This window comes from Terrabacter sp. BE26, from assembly GCF_041941675.1.
Classification (GTDB): domain Bacteria; phylum Actinomycetota; class Actinomycetes; order Actinomycetales; family Dermatophilaceae; genus Terrabacter.
Genome location: NZ_CP090122.1, coordinates 4,357,555 through 4,378,414, shown reverse-complemented (window position 1 = coordinate 4,378,414; position 20,860 = coordinate 4,357,555). Strand labels below are relative to the sequence as shown.

Annotated in this window: 12 protein-coding genes; 4 read left to right on the top strand and 8 right to left on the bottom strand. The window is 70.9% G+C overall.

Translation table 11 applies throughout. The annotated features are described in order from the left end of the window. Positions 1-26: 26 nt before the first annotated feature. From LQK93_RS20055 to LQK93_RS20030, 6 genes are all read right to left on the bottom strand, one after another. A complete protein-coding gene (locus LQK93_RS20055; protein WP_374969527.1) occupies positions 27-2,135 on the bottom strand; it encodes a hypothetical protein in 2,109 nt (702 codons plus the stop codon). A 38-nt stretch (positions 2,136-2,173) separates the two neighbouring features. After that, positions 2,174-6,973, bottom strand: coding sequence for a multicopper oxidase domain-containing protein (locus tag LQK93_RS20050; protein WP_374969526.1), 4,800 nt, complete (start codon positions 6,971-6,973; stop codon positions 2,174-2,176). After that, positions 6,970-7,452 carry a hypothetical protein gene (locus LQK93_RS20045; RefSeq protein WP_374969525.1) on the bottom strand — a complete coding sequence of 161 codons (483 nt, stop codon included), beginning with the start codon at positions 7,450-7,452 and terminating at the stop codon, positions 6,970-6,972. The genes LQK93_RS20050 and LQK93_RS20045 overlap by 4 nt, the downstream gene beginning before the upstream one ends. A gap of 162 nt (positions 7,453-7,614) precedes the next feature. After that, positions 7,615-9,396: a copper resistance CopC/CopD family protein gene (locus LQK93_RS20040; RefSeq protein ID WP_374969524.1), complete on the bottom strand. Its 1,782-nt coding sequence runs from the start codon at positions 9,394-9,396 to the stop codon at positions 7,615-7,617. Positions 9,397-9,536: 140 nt separating this feature from the next. After that, a complete protein-coding gene (locus tag LQK93_RS20035; protein WP_374969523.1) occupies positions 9,537-10,022 on the bottom strand; it encodes a hypothetical protein in 486 nt (161 codons plus the stop codon). A 131-nt stretch (positions 10,023-10,153) separates the two neighbouring features. Beyond that, complete coding sequence (locus tag LQK93_RS20030) at positions 10,154-12,724, bottom strand: PKD domain-containing protein (RefSeq protein WP_374969522.1); 2,571 nt, start codon at positions 12,722-12,724, stop codon at positions 10,154-10,156. A 613-nt stretch (positions 12,725-13,337) separates the two neighbouring features. On the opposite strand from LQK93_RS20030, the gene LQK93_RS20025 reads away from it, so the two are divergent. Then, the gene (locus LQK93_RS20025) at positions 13,338-13,724 is read left to right on the top strand and encodes a response regulator transcription factor (RefSeq protein WP_374969521.1); all 387 of its coding nucleotides are present in this window, start codon (positions 13,338-13,340) and stop codon (positions 13,722-13,724) included. Between the two features lie 32 nt (positions 13,725-13,756). Here the strand turns inward: LQK93_RS20025 and LQK93_RS20020 are convergent, their stop codons facing one another. Both LQK93_RS20020 and LQK93_RS20015 read right to left on the bottom strand, forming a co-directional pair. Further along, complete coding sequence (locus LQK93_RS20020; protein ID WP_374969519.1) at positions 13,757-15,106, bottom strand: sensor histidine kinase; 1,350 nt, start codon at positions 15,104-15,106, stop codon at positions 13,757-13,759. Further along, complete coding sequence (locus tag LQK93_RS20015) at positions 15,099-15,773, bottom strand: response regulator (RefSeq protein ID WP_374969518.1); 675 nt, start codon at positions 15,771-15,773, stop codon at positions 15,099-15,101. The genes LQK93_RS20020 and LQK93_RS20015 overlap by 8 nt, the downstream gene beginning before the upstream one ends. Positions 15,774-16,055: 282 nt before the next feature. On the opposite strand from LQK93_RS20015, the gene LQK93_RS20010 reads away from it, so the two are divergent. The 3 genes from LQK93_RS20010 to LQK93_RS20000 all read left to right on the top strand — a co-directional run bounded on the left by LQK93_RS20010 (position 16,056) and on the right by LQK93_RS20000 (position 20,752). Beyond that, positions 16,056-18,278, top strand: coding sequence for a multicopper oxidase family protein (locus LQK93_RS20010; RefSeq protein WP_374969517.1), 2,223 nt, complete (start codon positions 16,056-16,058; stop codon positions 18,276-18,278). A gap of 78 nt (positions 18,279-18,356) precedes the next feature. Further along, positions 18,357-19,544 (top strand): hypothetical protein, encoded by a 1,188-nt coding sequence (locus LQK93_RS20005; RefSeq protein WP_374969516.1) that lies wholly within the window; start codon positions 18,357-18,359, stop codon positions 19,542-19,544. Between the two features lie 128 nt (positions 19,545-19,672). Then, positions 19,673-20,752 (top strand): BTAD domain-containing putative transcriptional regulator, encoded by a 1,080-nt coding sequence (locus tag LQK93_RS20000; protein WP_374969515.1) that lies wholly within the window; start codon positions 19,673-19,675, stop codon positions 20,750-20,752. The last annotated feature ends 108 nt before the right edge of the window (positions 20,753-20,860 follow it).

Below are 20,860 nucleotides of genomic sequence, written 5' to 3'. Positions count from 1 at the left end.
TCGCGAAGACGGTCGCCCCCTGACGGTCAGGGGGTGACCCGCACGGGAACAGCGCTGACCGTGGCACCACGCGTCGACGTCACGGTGACCGTGCCTGATGCATCCGGTGCGGCGGGTGAGCCCTTGACGCGCACGGACCAGGCGCCCGTGGTGTCGACGGCGGCCGATCCGAGGAGGGTGCCGGCCGCCCCGAGACGCACTGTCACAAGGTCCGGCGGCGGGCCGGACGCCGTGCCCACGAGGCGCCACTCGCGGGTCGAGGTGCGGTAGGTCGCCTGCGTCACGACGACGCGGTCCACGAGCTGGGTGACCGTCACCTTCGCCGTGCTCGTGCCACCGGGCCCGGTTGCGGTGACAGTGAAAGCCAGCGGCACGTCCGTCACCGGCATCGTGAAGGTCGGGGTGGCGGTGTTGCTCCCCTGCAGGGCGACGAGGGCCCCGGCCGTCTGGGCCCAGGCGAACCTGTCGGCGCCGGCGGTCGCGGCCGCGTCGAGCTTGACGGCGTCACCGGGGTAGGCCGTGAGGCTCCCGGGGACCTTGGGCACGGGCGCTGCCGCCCCGGAGACGGTGACGATGACGTCGTCGGTGGTCGGACCTCCCGGTCCGTCGGCGGTGAGACGGAAGGTGAGCGGCCCGTCCGCGGTGGGTGCCGTGAAGGTCGCCTTGGCACCCGTGCCGGTCAGGGCGACCGAAGGCCCGGACTGCTGCGCCCACGACAGGCCGGTGGCGTTGAGCGACGCGGTCCCGTCCAGCGTCACCGTCTGCCCCTGGCGCACCGTCTCGTCCGGTCCCGCGACCGCGACCACCGGGTCGGGGAGGCTGGCGACTCCTCCGACCTCGACGGGCGCGGAGTCCGAACCTCCTGCGGACGAGGTCACGCGGACGTCCTGCGGCGGGGCGACGACACCGGCGAAGACCTGCTGACCGGACGCCTCCAGGGGCCCGAACCCCTCCGCGGAGAGGGTGGGCGGCGCCCCGGATCCGGTCGCCGTGTCGCTGGAACGGGCACGCACCGTCAGGGTGTATGCAGCGGTGTCGTAGGCCGCAGTGGTGACGACGACGCGGTCGGTCACCTTCGCGGTCACCACCGTGCTCGGGCTGTCGCTGCGGTTGGTGACCGTGACCGAGGCCGGCGGCGTCGCACCGGTGTAGGCGAGGCGAGCGAAGTAGCGCCCCGCACCGTCGGCGGTCAGTGAGCTGGGGGTGCTGCCGGGCAGCGACGCGTCGATGACCTCCCCGGGCACCGAGGTGGCGAAGACGTCGACGAACCCGCCGTCGGTGCCGGTGCGCGAGTACGTCGGCCGACCGGCGTCGACACCGAAGTTGGTCGCCACCTTGCCCTGCAGGGTGAACTGGTCGCTCGTGATGGTGTCGATGCCGGCCCCGCCGATGTCGGGCCCGTCGATGCGGAAGTAGTTGGTGCCGAGAGCGCTACCCGTGACCCGGTGCAGCACGGCCGGGTCACCGACGTAGCGCGCCCCGTCGGGTCCGGTCACCGTCCCCGTGTCCCAGGTGAGCACGGGGTTGACCCGCGATGCGAGGGCGCCGGTGAAGTTCCCGGCCGCCACGCCGACGTCCTCGGTGAAGTTGATGGCCCGACGGCCGGGTGCCGTGACGTCGAACTCGTCGACGCCGTAGGGGTGGGTCACGGTGTAGTGGCCTGCGGCGGGAGCGTCGATGCGGATGCGGATGCGCCCGAAGGTGACCTGGTTCCCCGCGATCGGTCCGGCCGTCGTCGAGAACGCGGACTCGAGTCCGGCGACGAGCTCGGCGGTGGTGTTGCCGGGCAACGTGATCCGCGACGTCGCCAGCATGTAGAACGACTCGGCCGGGAAGTTGTCGGGGAAGGCGACGGGCTGTTGCGCATCCAGGAACGGACTCGCGACGAGGCCACACATGGGGTTCTTGGGGTCGAGGCACTGCCCGACGGACAGTCCCGCCGAGTCGCGGTACCAGACCGGGAACCCGTTGCTCGGGTCGACCGGCCCGACTGCCGCCAGGTGGGCCGGAGGAGTCGTCGTGGGGGTGGCCCCGGCGACGAGGGTGGTGAACGCCAGGGCGGCGAGCGCCGTGACGATCGCCGTCAGAGCGCGAGGCAGTCTGCTTGTCCGCAGCCGGGCGACGCTCTGGCGCAAGCGCCCTCGCGGAATACGACGTCGTGTGTTCACCGCCCTCACCTTCCCTTCGGTAGCGGGGCCCCCAGGGGCCTGAGGTCCGGCTGGGGTGTGCCCTCGACCCGGATGAGGAACCACAGGCCGGCGTTGACCTGGTTGAGCATGAGTCCGTCACGAACGAGGTAGTCGCCCGGCGCGTGGCTCGGCCCCCCCGCCCCGCCGACGAGGTCGAAGAACCATCCGGTGCCGGGGAGCAGCATCCCGGCGGCACTGCGGATGGTGCTGTTGGCGTCGTTGACCTGGTAGTGCCACCCGTGGCCGGAGACGACCACGGTGTGGGCACGTCCCCGGTCGGCGCCCTGGAGGACGCGCAGCCACACCCGGTCACCCGGGTAGGCCCGGAACACTCCCGTCGCAGGGTCGCCGTGCAGGGCGCTGCTGAAGGCGTATGCGGGGTCGTCACCCGAGGCGAGTCGCGGCGCCAGGCGCGCCGTGCGGTAGTTGATGCCACGGTTGCCGCGTTCGTACGGGTCGAGGTCGAGCGCCGTGTGCCCCGGTGGCAGGGCCGGGGACACCACCGCGCCAGACCGGTCGCGCAAGGTGAGTCCGTCCTGCCACATGGCGACGAACTCCCTCGCGGCATACGACGCCTTGCCCTCCGTCCAGCGCACCTCGGCCTCGACGCCGGACGCCGGACCCCCGGTCCTGGGGTCGACCCACGTCGCTCCCGAGGGTTCGACGAGCAGCGCACCGAACAGTCCGTGGTGGCGGTTGCCGACGCGATCGCCGTAGTCCATCAAGGGGATCGAGGCGGTTCCGACATCGGTGGGCACGATCCAGGTCATCGTGGTCGACTCGCCGGGGCCCACGGTGGAGTCGTAGTTGTACCCCACGGCTGTCCCGTCACCCTGGATGACGGGCGTGTCCACGAGGCCGGCGTGCAAGGAGACGCGCTTGCCGCGCGGGAACGGCTCCGCGGCCGGGGGTCCCACGTCGTCGCCGTGCTGCGGTGGGCCGGCGGCCGGCAGGTGGTTGCTCAGCCGCACCGAGATGCACTCGCCGGACTGCACGCGCAGGACGAGCGGTGTCGGGGCCCGGGTCCCCGAGCGGATGGCTGCCTCGTCGGATGCGAGGGCGTAGAGCAGGCCGTCTGGATCGTTGTCACCGGTCACGGGGTCGTAGACGATGGGCTTGGCCATCGCGACGACGTCGAAGGTGCGCACCCGGTAGCCCTTCGGACAGGCGGCGGCCGGGGGTGCCTTCTTGAGTCCGGCCCCGGGGACGATTGCGGGCCAGGCTTTGCCGATGGTGGGCGTGGTCCGGTCCGGGAGGGGAGCCAGGTCGGGTTGCAGCTTGTCGGTGGTGCGGAAGATGCCCCACATCCCGAGCCACTGGTCGTCGAGTGCGGTCGAGCCGTAGAGGTAGTCACCGGGCCTGCCGGCGCCGCCGACGACGACGGAGACGCCGCCGTTGTCGCGATCGACCCGGGCCGCCTCCCGCTTCTCCTTGGTGCTCCGGCCGGCCCTTCGCGGGGCGCTTGAACCCGAGACGAGCTCGAAGTTGAAGTACTCCGCCAGCGCTGCGCCCTGGATGTCGGTCATCGTGCTCTGCGGGTTGTCCGGCTCGTTGAGCCACCGGTGCCCGTGCAGGGTGAAGCTGTGCACCTCCTCGTGGGCGCCCGTCACCTGACGGATCACGACCGGGTCGCCGCTGTAGGCCCGCAGCAGCGGCGTCGACGGGTCACCGTGCACCGCCGAGGAGAAGACGTATGCCGGGTCGGCGGCCTTCCCTGTCGCGCCAGGGCCGATGCGGGTCGAGAAGGGCTCGTTGCGAAGGTTGATGGCGTAGCCGCCCTGGTCCGCCCCGTAGTCGTCCACCTGCTGGGGCGGCGACACGGCGCTTCCGTAGCCGCCCTGCTTCCACAGCGGGATGCGGTCGGAGTAGAAGAGCGTGAACTCCCGGAAGCCGGGTCCCAGGGCGGAGTGGATGTCCGCCATCGGCCCCGTGCCGTCGGTGGGCCTGCCCGTCGTCGGGTCGGTCCAGGTGGCATCGGGGGGCTCGATGTTCACCGCCGAGAAGAGGCCCTTCTGCTGGTGCAGGTTGGCGTACTGGTGGTCGTGGAAGAAGACGGTCCGCAACGCCTGGTCGACGTACCACCGGTAGCCGTAGGTCTGCCCCGGCATGGCCGCCTGCACGTAGTTCCAGCCCACCGAGGTCCCGTCCGAGCCGAGCTCGTCGAACCGGACGAGGTGGACGTGGGCCGACACCTCGCTCGTGGCCGCCTCGCTGCTGTAGGCGCCGTCGAGCCGGTTGACGTGGTCGAGGGGCACGGTCGGGTCCTCGTCGAGGTTGAGGTCGTTGGTCAGCATGAGCTGCACGCACTCTCCCTGCCGCGCCCGGATCGTGTACGGCACGGGGGCTTCTCGCCTGGCCAGCACGTCCTTCTGGTGCGACTCCTCGATGAAGATGCGTCCCTGGCGGTCCGTCCAGCCCGCCTTGTTGTAGGTGATCGGCAGGTCGGTGGCGTGTGGCCGGTAGGTGCGGACCGGGGCCGAGGGTGGGCACGGGTTGATGGCGCCGCTGCCCGGCGCGTCCGGCGACAACGCCGGAAGGTTGTCGGACTCGAGCTTCGTCGGCTTGCGAAGGGTGTCGCCGGGGCGTCGGATGGCTGCGAACGGGTCCTTCACGACGGCATACGGGATCCGGTAGGCGCGCTGCCCGACGTCTCCCTTGAGGAACAACGGGTATCCGGGGTGCAACGCGTCTGCTGCCGGGGTCGCGCCCACCCGGTCGGGCAGCTGCTGCAGCGCCTGCAGCTGCGTGCCGTCGGGGTAGCGCTGCGTGCCGTCACGCAAGCGGTCGAAGATCCGCTCGTTGCCCCAGAAGCCCTGGGCGAAGTGCGGGTAGAGGTGGCAGTGGAAGATCGAGTCACCGATGGCGCCCTGCAGGCCCCCGGCGCCTCCCTCGATGTCGAACTCGTAGGCCTCGCCGGGTCCGATGCTCTGCACGTCCTTCTGGGGCGACTTCGGGTTGCGAGGATCCGCGAACCAGCGCTGCGTGTGCTGGTGCCAGGGATGGGTCTCCTTCGCGCCCGGGTGCACGAGGTGGAAGTGGATCGGGTCGCCGCGGTAGGCCTTGGCGATCATGACGTCGGTGTCCGTGACCAGATCCCCGGCAGCGTTGCGGTGCACGAGCTTGCCCTCGTCGCCGAAGACCCAGGACTGCAGGTGGGACTCCTCGCCGAGGCACTTGGCACCCGGGTCGTCCACGACCCTCCCCAGATCGGGCACCCAGCCGTCGCAGAAGTGGTCCGAGGGCTGGTAGGTCGTGCCGTTCGGCAAGGTGATGGCGGTCGCCACACCCTTGCGGTTCTGGACGGTCTTGGTGCCGCGGTGCTCGAGGATCGCGCGGAGCCGGTTGCGCAGCGGTTCAGAGCGGTAGTTGATGCCGAAGGTCGAGTCGGCCAGGCCGGACTCGGGTGACGTCGGGTTGTTCTGGGTGGAGTCCTTGACCCCCTCGATCTCGTCCATGACGACCGCGACGAAGCTGCGGAAGCTCTGGCCGGCCGGCACGTGGACATCGGCCGCGACGTCGGTCTCGACCGCCCGGCCGGTCTGCTCGTCGATCATGTCCTTGCCGGTGACCTGGTCGTGCCAGCTCGACCCTGCGGGGTGCACGACGACGGCCCCGAACAGTCCGTGCTGCACCGCGTTGCCGTCCGGGGCGGTGCTGTCGATGTTGGCGATGTCGACGATCGGAGCCTGGCCCTCGTGGTCGGCGTACCAGGTGTACGTCCGCTCCTCGCCGCGGCCGACCGTGGTGTCCGGGTTGCGGCCGACGCGCGCCCCGTCGGAGGTGATCGGGTCGAACTGCACGAGCCCGTCGGGGTGGATCCCGACCCGGGCCGGGGGCGTCGGTTCGACGTCCGGGTGCGGTGTGCCGATCTCGATCGGTCCCCGGGCGACGGTCGGGTCGGCTGCCGGCGGGAACGTCGTCGGGAGGTCGTTGCGCAGGACGACCTTGATGCAGTCACCGACCGCGGCGCGCACCACGAGCGGCTGCGACAGCTGGGGATTGGCGCGGAGCTGGGCCGTGCCGACCCGAGCGTCGGCGCCCTTGAGCGCGTACAGCATTCCGTTGGGCAGGTGGTCGCCCCATCCGTTGAGCGGGATGTCGAGTGCCATCGCGGCGATGTCGTAGGTGATGACGCGCGAGGAGGCCGGGCAGACGTTCGTGCCGGTGACCGGCGGCGCCGCTGCGGCGGCGGCGCCCGCGCCGGTGGGCCTCGCTGACGCGGCCGGTGCTGCAGCGGCGGCCCCCATGCCGGCGCACACGACCGCAACGCAGACGGTCGCCACTGCCCGAGCATGCGGCGCGAGGCGCCGTCGGCCGGGGCGCTTCGCACGTGGTTCGGCCACGAGCAGGACGAGCCCGGCGACGACCAGCGCGACGGGAAGGACCGCGAGTGCCGCATCGAGCGCACCGAGCAGCGACGCCCCGGGCAGGGATGCCAGGCCGCCCAGGCTGGGCCCCCCTGCGGCGGAAGGGCCCCCGTCCGGCGAGGCTGCATCGGACGACGTTCCATCCAGAGCTGTGGCGAACGGACGGTTGACCAGGCCGGCGACGACCACGGCAAGGGCCGTCGCCATGGTCCGCTGGCTCCATCGGGTGGCGACATGGTGCTGGCCTCTGGGGCCGAGCACGCGGTCGCACGCCAGGTCAGCGAGCACGACGGAGACGGTCGCGACGGGCAGCAGCGTGAGGAGCATCGCGTCGACACTGCTTCGACCAGCGAGGACGAGCCACACGCACACTCCCGAGGCGATCGCCAGTCCGCGCCACCAGACCGCCGGCCTCATGAGCGCACCGCCACGGTGACGAGTCGGTCGGTGTCGCCGTCCGGCACGGCGATGTGCACGGACGGGGTGCCCGGTGCCGTGAACCGCAGACGCTCCTCGGCACTGGCGTTCGGCCGCAGCACGAGCGCACCCACGAGTCCCATGCTGGCGGCCTCCGACGACCCGTCGTCGCGCACGAGACGGATGCGGTCGAAGGGGACAGTGGCGGCCGCGTCGGTGGTGTTCGTCAGCCGGACGATCACCTGGAGGCTGTCGCCGTGGTCGCCGCTCTCCGCCATCGGCATCATCATCTGGCCCATGGGCATCGCCGGCAGCTCACTCGCCTGGACGAGGACGGTGCCGTACCCGACCGAGACGGTGCCGACGGGGTCGGGCTGCCAGGTCTGGCGCCCCGCGGCGAGAAGCGTGATGACGAGCGCCGGCAGGAGAGTGAATGCCAGCCGACCGCGACGATGCGCACGTGACCTCAGCAGCCGCATGGCTTCCCCCACCCCGGCCCCCGGCCGTGCCTCCAGAGGCCTGCCCCCCCGGCCGCCTCGATTGCCAAAGAGTAGAGCGAATGCCCTTGTGCCGCAGATCAATCCGCTATGTGCGTTTTGTCCGAGACCGGCTATTTGGGCGTTGGCGGCCCTAATCCGTACTCAGGAGAGGCGGAGGTCGGCCAAAGCGACCCACGTCCCGGCTGAGGTGGTCACGGAGAGGCGTATGGTGACCCCGCCCGTAGCCGGTAGGTGGGCGGAGAAGGACGTGCGACCCTCCGAGGATGCGCCACCGGAAGCGTCCGGGCGCAGGGGAACCCGCGTGCCACCAGCGCTCGTCGCGGTGCCACTCATCGCCCGCACGGGCTCCGCCGACCCGTCACCGGCGCGCACGGTCACCGTCACCACGACGTCGCCGGGTCGTGGCTCCGGTATCTCGACCTCGAGGTGCAACGGACCCACCACGACAGCAGCGCGCGAAGGCGGCACATAGGCCTGATCGGCCGGAACCATGACGACCAGCGCCGACGACAGTGCGAGCACGAGCGCGCCGGATGCGACCTCGGCTGCGACCCCGCGCCGGAGCAAGGCGACGTCGTGCACCCCGTGCCCCGTGCCGAGCGTGACGCCTGCCGCCCTCCGGTGTCGGGCCACCCAGCGGCGCGCCAGCGCACCGAGCGCCACGAGGACCGTGACGAGTGCGAGCTTGGCGAGCAGGAGACGGCCGTACGCGGTGTGCACGAGCGCCTCCGGTGGCCACGCCTCGCGCCAGGTCAGCACGAGCCCGGTGACGGCGATGATGCCCACACAGGTGAGGGCGAGTGCGGAGAACCGCACGAGAAAGGTGTCGAGCCCCTCCGGGCGCGCGCGGGGCGTCAGGCAGACAGCGAGCAGCGCCAGGCCCCCCAGCCAGACCGAGAGGGCGAGGAGGTGCACGGCGTTGGCTGTCGCACTGAGCACAACGAGCCCGTCCGACGCCGCATGGCCGGCAAGGGCCCAGGTCACGACGAGACCGATGGCCAGAGCTCCGGCAACAGCGACCAGGGCTGGGCCGGCGGGTGGCGGCGCCTCGACGGCCTTCGCAGCCGAGCCGCGCGCCGGCCGTCGAGGCCGTGGTGCCGGCTTCGAGGACCGGACATCGCCGGCGCCGCGCCCCGCCGGCGCTGATCGCGTCCGCGCGAGTGTGGTCCCGAGCACGCCCGCGAACCCGACCACGAGGTAGAAGCGCAGGGCCATGAGCTGGTCGAAGCGTCGCGAGTGGGTGTCCAGCGACGCGGGGGACGTCCATACCGAGGCAATGGGCACGCCGCTGGCCCACACACCCTGGAGCACCCGCTGGACGACGGTGCTCGCCACGAGCAGCCCGAGGCCCGTCCAGAGCAGACGTCTGGCGGCTGGCACGGCGAGACCGTCGCGCCACAGGAGCCCCAGGACGAGGAGGAGGCCGGGCCCCAGCGCCAGCCCGACGAAGCCGAGGAACCTCGCGCCTCCCACGAGCTTCCCGGCAAGGTCGTTCTGTCCGGACGGAGCCGTGCCGCTCACCGTGCTCGGTGCGCCCACGGAGAAGGTGAAGGTGCCGGAGACGACATGAGTGTCGCTCGAGCTGACGCGGTACTCCACGGTGAAGGTGCCACGACCGAGCGTCTGCGGCAGCGGGACCTGTAGCCGTGTGCCGTCCGACCCCACCTGCAGGACCGGTCCTGTCTCAATGCGTCGGAAGTGGTCGTCGTAGAGGGAGATCGTGCTCGACGAGGGCTCGACGCTCTCGCCGAACGTCAGCGTGATCGTGCGGGGAGCCGTTGTCAGGACGGACCCCGCTTCCGGTGACGACTCCTCGAGCCTGGCGTGTGCCGAGGCCGGGGTCGCGCTGGACAGGAGGACCACGACACCGAGCACCCAGCCGAACAGCCCGCGGAGCAGACTGGTTCGTCGCTCTCGCCCCATCGCCTGCCCCTCCGAGTCTCCGTCGGCCCTCCGGTCGTCCGGGTGCGACGAGGATCGCACGACATGTCCCCGTACGCACCGGGTTCGGTGGCGCAGGCGGCGCACGTGTCGGGACGAGGCCCCGACGTGGATGCCAGGACTCAGCTCTCCGGGCGGAACGGTGTCGTCGAGACGGTGATGCTCCCGCCTGCACTGCTCCGGATCGTCACCGTGCCCGGGTTGGTGCGCTCGTAGGCGAAGACCGTGCCGCCGTAACGCTGGCCACCCCCGTTGTGCACCTCGCCGATGAGGGTTCCGTCCGCGCGGTAGGCCCGAAGGTGCGCCGACGGGTCGGAGCTCCTCGCGCTGACCAAGAGCTGGCCACCGGTGGTCGCGGTGGCGTTGGTCCAGCACTTGTCGACCTCGACGCGGTCCAGACCGCGGCCATGAGCCGCAGACCGCTCGATCGTCGGCCGTGTCGCCGGGGCCGGCACCGGTGAGGTCGCGGTGGCCGGCGAGGGGGCGACGACCGGAGGTGTCGGGTCGGGGCCACCGGCCCCGCAGCCGGAGATCAGCGCGCACAGCACCCCGGACGCGACCCCGGATGCCAGGGCCGCGACCGGTCGGGCCCGTCTCACACGAAGCATCCCGGCCTCCTCGGGTCTCCCACGTCGGGCAGGACCGTTGCTGCCAGGGCCGGGGGGCAGGCCCTGGCAGCAACGGCGTGGGGGCTGTCGGGGTCGGGGGGGGTCGACCCCGACAGCCGTCGGTCCGGCGCCTACTGCCTGATCTTGTCCAGCCGCGACGGTGGGCTCGTGCCGATCACCGTGCCTGCGGCGTCGAGGGACTTGACCGTCAGCGGTGTCTGCGCGCACGGCGTGGCATAGGTCCCGCCGAGGTTGCAGGCCGGTGGCGGAGCACCGACGGCCGTCACGGTGAAGGAGCCTGGCGCGACGAGCGAGACCGTGAGGTTCGCTGCGCCCAACGTGGCCGGGTCGAACATCGTGCCCTTCTCCGTCAGGTACGGCAACAGCCGCATCGAGCTCACGGTCGTGTCGGTCGACGTCGCGGTCACGACCAGGCGCTGCTTCGACGTCCGGTACTCGACGGGGGTCAGGGTGACGTTGGTCGGCACCGCAGCCGTGACGGTGACCGTCACCGTCGTGTCGGGCGAGGAGCCATTGGCGTTCGTCGCCTTGACCGTGAAGCTGTAGGTCCCCGCCCCGGTGGGCGTGAACTTCAGCTGTGAGGTCCCTCCGGCGGTCGCCGCAGCCGGTGACTGCGTGAGAGCAGGGCTGGCCGGGCCGGCGGTCTGCGTCCAGGCCCACGTCGGCGCGGGCAGCGAGCTGCTGGACGCCGTCAGCGTCACCAGGTTGCCGGCCGTCACCGTCTGGTTCTGGATGGGGCCGACCGTCGGCGGGGGCGCCGCCTGCACCGTGACCATGGTCGACGTGGACGCAACTCCACAGGTGTTCGACACCGTGAGCGTCAGGTTGTAGGTGCCCGCCGCGAGCCCCGTTGCCTTGAACGTCGGGGTGGTCGTCGTGGCGCCGGTCAGGGCGCGGTTGAGGTCCGTGCCCCCCGGTGTGGTTCCGGCCGTCCACTGGAGCGTGACCGGGGTCGACGCCCCGTTGGTGACACCGCCCGACAGCGGGATGCTGGCGCCGTTCGCGACCGAGTACGGGGCTCCGTTGATCGTCGGCGTGGCACAGACGACCGCAGGGGCGGCGACGCTGCTCGGCCACGGCGACAGCACTCCCGCCTTGACACCGGTGACTGAGCTGTAGCCGCCGTAGGCGAGAAAGGGAATCGAGTTGAAGTTGTTCTCGGGGATCGGCGTGCCGGGCACGTTCTCGGGGAAGATGTACTCACCGATGGGTGCGTGGTACTGACCGTAGTAGATGCCGTTGGCCGCGGTCTTGGCACCGGGGGTCCCGGGGACCTGGCTCGCCGGGTTGGCGTTGATCGTGCCGGGAAGGAACTCGGAGAGACCGTCGACGACCGCACGCACCTCACGCGTCGGTGGGATGAACTGGCCGGCCGGGGGCGGTGTGCAGGCCTTCTGCGTGGCCACCGTCGCCGTGCACGGCGGCCGGAACCGCCAGCGCCCTCGCACCGCACCGCCGGGAGGTCCCGGGTCGGGCATGATCGTGCCCCACTCGCGGTCGCTCGTCGCACCCGTGACCGGGTTGACGTCGACGCCGTAGAGCCGGATCATCCGCGACTCGTCGGTGGTCATGCCCTCGAACCGGGTGCGCGCGCCTGCCTCGCCCGCACCGAAGACGGTCAGACCGCCCGTTCCGATCAGCGAGACGTCGACCGACACGTAGGCGGGGTCGATGCCTGGCTGGGTGTAGATGCCGAGGCTCGCCACGACGGTATGGGTGGAGACGTACTGCCCGCCGTTGGCGCCGCCGTCCCGGACGAGGTTGCCGGCGAAGGTGACGTAGTCACCGATCTCGAACGGTGCCTGCTTGCGTGGGTCGGCGCAGGTGCCGCGAGCGCAGGTGTTGGCGTCGACGTCGGCCGGCGAGTCCATCCGGAACAACGTGTAGGGAGCGCCCCGTGCGGGGAGGGCGGGTTGTGGCGTGATCCCCGAGGTGTCGGTCCCGGTGTAGACGGGACGGTTGGCCTGCGGGCACTCGCTGTCGTCGTTGGTCGTGGTCGGTGCGCTGCGCGGGATGCACATCGGGAACCCGGTCTCGGCCAGGATCGTGGGGTTGTCCTGGTCCACCTGGAAGCGGTCGTCAGGGGACATCGCGCGGCCGTAGCGACCCGAGGTCGTGGACGGGGCGACTGCCGGGTCGTTGATGCGTACCCGCGTGCCGGTGCCGGCGACGCCGGGCGTCCCGCCGACCTCCATCTCGCCCGTGTCGTAGTCGATGAAGCTGACGTAGCCGGCGCCCGAGTTGAGGTCCTGCTGCGCCACGTCGACGAGTCCGGCGATGTAGCGGTCACCGCTGTTGTCGATGACGCGGTTGCCGACGACGTGCACCTCGTAGGTGGTCAGGGGCTTCGGGGAGTCGCTGAGCGCCAGGCCGGTCTGGCCCGGTCCGTAGGGTGCGGGCGCGTGGGTGAAGAGCTCCTGCCACGTCAGGGCGCTCGCCGGCAGGATGACGATGGTCTCCCTCGGGACGACGACCGAGTGGCCGTTGACCGTGAGCGCGCCTCCCGAGTGCGGGTCGGAGGGCGTGTCCAGCGTGGCCGACTGAAGGAACCCCGTGATGTCGAACTGCGTGCTCGAGGCCACGACCGGGTTGGTCGCGGGCGTGACCAGCGGGGCTACCGCCCCGGTGGCGGCAAGGCTCGCCACCGGGGCCAGGCCCGCAGCGAGCCCGATCGCGGCCACGGCGGAGAGGAGACGCCGACGCGGGCGCCCCCCACCCCCCGCGCCGGTTCTGCTGGTGAAGCGCGTGGTGAGCGCACCTCCGGGTTGATCAGACATTGCCGTCCTCCGTCCGTTGTGCTGAGCTGACACGCGCTGGCGTGGGATGGACCCGCTTGCCTGGGCAGCGGGGACAGGGGGAAGAGGTCCGGCGGCATGGCGATGTGGTGCAGCTGTCGGACGACATCACCGTGCATCACGAGGACCCCCCGAGATGTGACTCCATGGTGGGTTCGACCGCACTGGGCGACATGCGCCACCGTGGGGGAACCTTCCCCCCGAGATTTGGGGGGATCTTCCCTTGGTCCGTCCTCTGGCAGCACGCCTGTCGACGTGATACGGCGCCGGCTCCCAGCGGCCGTCGGGCGGAGGAGCGATCCACCGTGAGGGGTTGCGGTCAAACCCCAGTTTTGGGGGTACCTCACCCCTCCTGTGGTGGGTGAGCCTCCGGCGAGCTGCTGCGAGTATGAGGAGAACTCAGGGTGGGCCGCAGGTCGAGCATCTCGGACGCCCACCCGGGTGCCGTCGCTCGACATGGACGGAACCACGAACCAACCGGCCGTGGAGGTGATGAGGAGTGGTCCGGATACTCATCGTCGACGACGCGGAGATCATGCGCATCGGCCTCGCTTCGCTGTTCAGTCTCGAGACCGATCTCGACGTCTGTGGGGCGGCCGCGACTGGCGAGCAGGGAGTCGAGGTGGCACGGCAGACGCATCCCGATGTCGTTCTCATGGACATCCGTATGCCGGGACTCGACGGTGTCGAGGCCACGCGCCGCATCGTGCGCGAGCTGCCACGGACCCAGGTGGTCGTGCTGACGGGGGAACCGTCGCAGGAGAGCAAGCTGGCTGCACTGGAAGCCGGCGCGGCGGCCTACGTCGTCAAGGACGCGGTGCCGGCCACAGTTCTCGAGGCCGTTCGCAGTGCCTGGAACCGTGCTGCGTCCGGAGGTCTGGGATGACCCGATGGGGCCGACCGACTTGGTAACCCGCATCAGTCGGAGAACACGTTCGAGAAGGCTGTGGGGAATCGCGCGACGAGCTCGGTCCCACCCTCTGGGATCGCGGCGAGCCGCAGCGATCCGCCTAGGTCCGTCAGGGTGTCCTCCAGGAGACGGAGGCCGTGGTGGCCCGCGTCCGGGGGCGCGACAGGTGGGCCGACGCCGTCGTCCTCCACGCTGACGACGACCTCCCGGCCGTCCACGCGCGCGCTGAGACGCGCCCGGGAGGCGCCGGCGTGCTTGACGACGTTGCGAAGGCCCTCTCGAAGGACGCGGTAGGTCAGCCGGATGACGTCCTTCGACATGGACGCGTAGTCCTGTGACACGTCGACGTCCACGGTGACGCCTGACTCGCCGGCCCGCTTGGCGAGGACGTCCAGGGCGGTGACGAGTCCGCTGCGCGACGGGTCGGCGGGATACAGGTCGGTGACAAGACCTCGGAGCGTGGCGATGTCCCCCCGCAGGCTCGGGGCGGCCGAGTCGAGCATCTCGCGGGCTCCGTGCGAGTCCCCGGGCAGCTCGCGGGCGATGAGGGGCAGAGCGTAGCCGAGGGCGGCCAGGTTCTGGATCAGGCCGTCGTGCAGCTCCTCAGCGATGCGGCGACGCTCCAGGTCCGATGCTGCGAGGGCGTGGCGGAGCATCTGGTTGCGCTCGGCCCGGGCATGGTCCACCCGGCGGGCGAGTGAGATGGCGAGCGGCAGCAGGAAGAGCGTGAGGACCAGCATCGAGCCGACGGCGAGGGCCGTGAGCCGCAGCATCACCAGCGTGGTGTCGCTCTGCAGTCGTGCCGTGGACCAGTACGACTCGATGACGATGGGCCGGTTGTCGGTGTCGAACGCGCCGACATACACCTCGAGCAGCTGTCCCGAAGCCCGCTCGGCGGCGTTCTCCACCTTCGTCAGGTCCGAGAAGTCGGCGAAGACCTCCTGGGTACCGAAGAGCGAGGTGACCTCTTCGTCCATCGGGTAGGTCCGGCCGATGAGCGCCTGCTCGTCCGACCAGATGACCTCGCCGTCCACCGACCAGAGCTTCACGTGCACCAGGGAGCCGTCGCGCAGTCGTGACTGGACGACGGTGACCAGGCCCGCAGTGGCCCCGCCGTCCCGGGCGCGCACGGCGCCGTTGACGAAGGGCGCGGCGACGTTGAGGGCGAATGTCCTCCCTCGCAGGCTCGCCTCGCGTAGCGCCAGGTCGGCCGCGAGGGCGCGGGCCACCAGGACGGCGCCGACCGTGACGATGAGGAACGCGACCAGGGTCCACAGCGTGAACCTCGACATCGCCTCGCGCACGACCGGTCGGGGGCCGGAGCGCCATGCCGCGACGCGAGGGCGGACTCTAGCCATGCCTGGTCGGTGAGATCAGCCCGAGCCGGCTTGCCGTCACGACCGCCTCGAGCTGCGAGTGCGCGTGCAGCTTTCGGAGAAGGGTCTTGACGTAGCCTCGGCACGTCAGCACCGAGATGCCGAGCTCGCGGGCGATCATCACCGCGTCTGCGCCGTCCGAGAGGCGGCGCAGGACATCTGTCTCCCGCGGCGTCAGTCGAGGGACCGGCGCCCCGTGGCGGTCGGCATGGGACCGTGCGAGCGTCCGCAACACCGTGGGGTCGACGTCGAAGCCCCCACGGGTGGAGGACCGGAGGGAGGCCAGGATCTGGTCCAAGGAGCCGTCCTTCGGCATCAACGCGCAGGCTCCGGCATTCACGGCCCGGTTGAGCAACGCCTGGTCGATGAAGGCGCTGAGCACGATGACGCGCACGTCCGGAGCGTCGTGGATGAGCTCGGCGGCCAGCTCGATCCCGTCGTCCCCCCCGAGCCGGACGTCCATCATGATGACGTCGGGCCTCCAGTACGCGGCCAGGGCTCGGGCCTGGGCAGCGCTGTGTGCGGTGGCCACACAGTGCATGTCCGGCTCACTGTTGATGACCATCCCGATGGCGTCCGCGAGAACGCCGTGGTCGTCCACGACGAGTACGGACGTCTGGGCGCTGTCGATGCATGGTGCAGTCTTCATGAGCGATCCCCCCCCGGAGCTTGCCTCTGCGTCAGTGTGGGGCAAGACATCGTGGGCTGTCTCAGGAATACGCCGCGTACGGTGTCGGGTCCACTGAAACCGTCACCACCTTGGGTGGCGCCGCGGACCCCGAGGTTTGCCCGAGCACCCCGGCCCACCATGGTGACCGAGGCCATGACCCGCGTTCTGCGGGCCGCCTGGCCCTAGTCGATATCGAGCTGGGCGTCGAGTGGGAGCCTCCCGCACCGGGAGGCTGCGACGTCCGTCACGGGAGGAGCTGGCATGAACGCATTCACGCCTTCAGCAGAGGCAGACCCAAGCGTGTCCGACGCCGGAGGGGTCGGCCGCCGCAGCGTCCTGCGGCTCGGGGCCGCGGGCGGCCTGGGCGCGGCACTGCTCGCGGCGCGCGGGTTCGGAGGACCCGTCCTGGCCGAGAAGGGGTTGCTCTCGCCCGACGGCGCCTTCGCAGCCTCGTCGACGACGTTGGGCGACATGCTCTTCTACGTCGAGGCGTTCCCCACGAGCCCGCTGATCCTCTCGCCCTTCAGGGACGTGCTGCCCATTCCCAAGGCGCTGGCACCTGTCCCCGCGTCGACGTTCAGCAGATGGGCGAAGCCGCCCGGCCCCGGTGTGGGACAACAGAACTCGTTCGGCAGTGAGCGGCACCAGATCTGGCCGAGCAAGATCGGCTACCCCGATCCCATCGTCTACAAGATCGACCTCCTGCTGCGTGCGCACTCGTTCACGACCTCGCAGGTCCTGCCCATCGACGCCAACGGCAAGCCAACGGCCTCCTTCGACGCGTTCGGGGCGACGTTCGCGCCGGGCACCAAGCGCTGGCTTCCGATGAGCACCATCTACGGGTTCAACGGGACGTTCCCCGGCCCCCGCATCAACGCGGAGTACGGCAAGCCGTGCCTGGTCCGTTTCGAGAACCACCTCGACGAGAACCCGCTCGGGCTCGACCGCCAGGACTTCGGGTCGCCGGACTGGTCGTTCCTCACCCACCTGCACAACGGGCACACCGCGCCGGAGAGCGACGGCAACCCGCACTACTGCATGACCTACGGTCCCAAGGCGACCGGCTACGGTCCGAAGACGTTCTGCGACAACCTCTACCTCAACTGGCCCGCCGGTGGCGACGACCGGGAGAAGCAGAGCTTCTTCTGGTTCCACGACCACCGGATGGACCACACCGGCTCGAACGTCTACAAGGGAATGGTCGGCCTCTACCCGATCTACGACCCCAAGAACGGCATGGACATGGGCGACGAGACGCGAGGACTGAGGCTCCCCGGCGTGCGTCATGACAACCCCGACGGGTCCTTCGACGTCGACTACGACGTGCCGCTCGCCTTCTTCGACTGCCGGCTCGACGACGGGGTGACGACGCACCAGGACGTCCACGACGGGATGGGGGAGTTCCCCGCCGCCAAGAACCCGGCCACCCACCCCGAGTGGTGGGGCAAGACCTTCTACAAGCACTTCCCCAACCACGGCTTCGTCGGCGACATCTTCACCGTCAACGGCACGGCATACCCCGTCATGGAGGTGAAGCGGCGCAAGTACCGCTTCCGGTTCCTCGACGCGTCGGTCGCGCGCATCTACGAGTTCAAGCTGATGGCCTCGACCCAGGGGCCGAAGTCCGCGGCGTCCCTGGGCTACCGCGGTGACGAGCTCGAGGGCCAGTACCGCATCCCCGACGGCCAGCAGTGCATGCAGTTCACCCAGATCGCCTCGGACGGAGGCCTGCTGCCGTTCGCGCTGAGGCGCGACTCGTTCGAGCTGTGGCCGGCCAAGCGGCGAGAGGTCATCATCGACTTCACGCGCTACCAGGACGGGACGCCGACGACCAAGGGTGACGTCATCTACCTGACGAACGTCATGAAGATGCCGAACGGGCGCATGTGGGCGAGCTCGTCGCGCTTCTCTCCGGACCCGAAGTACAAGGTGCCCGTGATGAAGTTCGTCATCGGCGACGACGCCCCCGACAACAGCCTCATGCCCCAGCCCGGTCAGCTGCTGCGTGAGCTCCCGCCGCTGCCGAGCAACTGGCAGAGCATGCTCGACAACAGGCTCATCTTCGAGGTCCAGCGGGGCAGCTCGTCGGCCGACGTGGAATGGCTCATCAACGGCACGCCCTTCGACCCGTCGCACGTCAGTGCGAGCCTGAAGAACCCCGCAGGCAAGACGCCCCTCGCCCAGCAGAAGCGCGGCAGCTTCAACCTCTGGGAGATCCGCAACGGCGGGGGTGGTTGGGTGCATCCGTTCCACCTGCACATGGAGGAGCACCGCGTGGTGATGCGCAACGGCAAGGACGCGACCAAGGGCGACCCGGGGCACCCCGACGACGTCTCGAGGGAGGACCTGACGGCGCTCGACCCGGGGGAGTCCGTCATCGTCTACCGCGGATTCCGCGACTTCGTCGGACCGTACGTCGCGCACTGCCACAACCTGGCTCACGAGGACCACGCCATGATGTTCGGCTGGGAGATCACGCCGTAAGAGCCCGTATGCCGTGACGTGCCCACCCCTGGGTGGGCACGTCACGCTCCAGCCCGTCGACGAAGAAGAGGTGCTCCCATGACGACATCCACCCGTCCCGTCGCGGTCCCCGACGCGAGGACCGTCCACCGTCCTGCCGTGCCCTGGGTGACGGTGCTGCCGCTCGCGGTGGTGCTCGCCTACGCCGACGGCTTCTGGGTCACCTCGATGCGGGGTGCGGTCGGCGCCGTCGGGCGCGGCCAGGGGCCCTTCACGACGTGGTGGCACCAGTCGACGGTGCTCGTCCCGCTCTACGTCTGCGCCGTCATCGGCGCCCTCGGACTCGCGTTGCGGTGGTCGCGACGGGGCGGGCGCCGGACCGGGCTCCTCGCCACCGCCGGGCTCGTCGTCGTGGCAGCCACGCTGGTCGCCGTCGCGGAGATGGCGGCCGGCGCGGCCTACGACTACCAGCTCCAGTCGGGTGACCTGCAGATGATGTCGACGATGCGTGGGGACTGCCGGGTGGACTGCCTCGAGCGGCTGCGGCAGGACACGATCTGGCTGCAGGTGCGGGCGACCGGACTCGGGGCGGGCCTGCTGCTGCTCACCAACGTCGGCGTCGTGGCCTGGTCCGCCATGCTCTTCGGGGGCCGCCTGGATGCCGCCCGTCGCCTCAGCCGCGGGGCCCGTGGCCCCAGTCCGTCGGTGCTGCGCCTGCCGTATGCCGTGAGCCGCCTCCGTCGTCTGCGCACCGGTCCCGCTGGGGCCGTCGGGGAGCTCCGAGGTCTCCTCGCAGCGACCCTCGTCGGCGGCGCCGCCATCCACGTCGCCGTGGTCCCCGAGCACCTCCAGGAGTGGCCGGTCGCCGGAGTCTTCTTCATCGTCCTGGCCGTGCTGCAGGCGGGGGCCGCAATGGCCCTGCGGCAGCGTCGCGGTGGCGCTGTCCTGCTCCTGGTCACCGCCATCTCGACGGGTCCTGCGGTGATCTGGGCGTGGTCGAGGGTGTGGGGGCTGCCCATCGGCCCGGAGCCGGGCGTCCCCGAACCGGTAGGGCTCCCGGACTGCGCGGCGGCGGCGCTGGAGCTGTCGGCGGTGGTCCTCGCGGTCGTGCTCCTGCGGCGGGCGACCGCGCTCGCGAGCCGTCCGAGGATGTCCGACCACGCGGGACGCCTCGCCGTGACGGCTGTGCTGGCCGTGACCGTCATCGGGCTCGCAGCGACCCAGGAGGGATGGTTCGACCTCCTCCAGGCACCCAGCGCCGCCGGGTCGGCGATGAGTAGCAGATGAACAAGGCCGGCGTCCCCGAAGTGGGGTGACTTGCTCACCCCCAATCTTCGGGTCCGCCGCTCCCCACACGTGGTGGTCGAACCCCGCCGTCCATGCACCCACGATGGACGGGTCAAGGGAGGGTTGACATGGGATCCATGATCGGGGAGGGACGGGCCGGTGCGTCCGTCCGGACAGCTGGAGCGGCGGGCGCGGAGGTGCTGGCGCGGGGTCCTGCCGGGCAGGAGGTGCGTGCACCGGCAGCGGCCCGCGCGCAGGTGCAGCTGTGCGGGGGACTGCGCGTGACGGCCGGTGGCCGTTCCCTCGGACCGAGGCAGCTGGGCGGCGCCAAGCCCCGACAGATCCTCGTCGCGCTGCTGCTCCGTCGGGAGCAGGCCGTGTCCAAGGCGAGTCTCGTCGAGCTGCTCTGGGCCGACACGCCACCCGCTGGTGCGATGAGCACGCTCGAGGGGTACGTGAGCCTGCTGCGGAAGCGCCTCGATACCGTGTCAGCGGGGTTGGGACGCGCGGTGCGCACGGTGCCCGGCGGCTACCTGCTGGACCTGGCGGGCATCGAGGTCGACGTGCATCGCTTCCGGGACCTCAGTGCGCGGGCGCGCGCCCGTGGAGGTGCCGACGTCGTTCGCCTCTATGCAGAGGCCCTGGACGTCGTGGGCGGCGCCCTGCTGCCCGACGAGGGTCTCGACTGGGTCGTGGAGGCGCGCAGGCGCCTCGGCACGGAGCTGCTGCAGGTTCTCGACGAGGCCGCCGAGGCCGCCCTCGCCGAAGCGGATCTCGAGCAGGCGCACCGGTGGGCGCGGCGCGCCCTCGCGTCGAATCCCTTCGACGAGAAGGCGTGGCGCGTCGTCCTCGAGTCCTGTCGACGTCGCGGTCTCCATGCGGAGGGGCTCCGAGCCTACGACGAGTGTCGACGGCTCTTCGCCGACGAGCTGGGCTGCACCCCAGGTCCAGGCATCCGCGAGGTCTTCGCTCGGCTCCTCGAGAGCGTGAGGCAGGTGGACGACGACCCCTTGGCGGCGCTGGTGGACGCCGTGGTCCGGCTTCATCTGGTGGTGTCCTCACCCGACGCCTCGACCCGCGGGCCTCGGCGTCACGGAGCCGGGGGAGCGGACGCCGGCGTGGAGGACGAGGACGACTGGCGGCTGCTGGAGCGGTTCCTCTCGATGGCCCGGAGTCGCCGGGTGAGCCAGTCCCCGTTGTCGGCCTGAACCAGCGCGCGCAACGAACCGGAACGCCCCGCAGCACGACGTGGGTGAACGCGGCACGCGGACGCCGACGTTCTGCGCAGCCCAGGCGGAGGCGCGATGAAGCCCGCT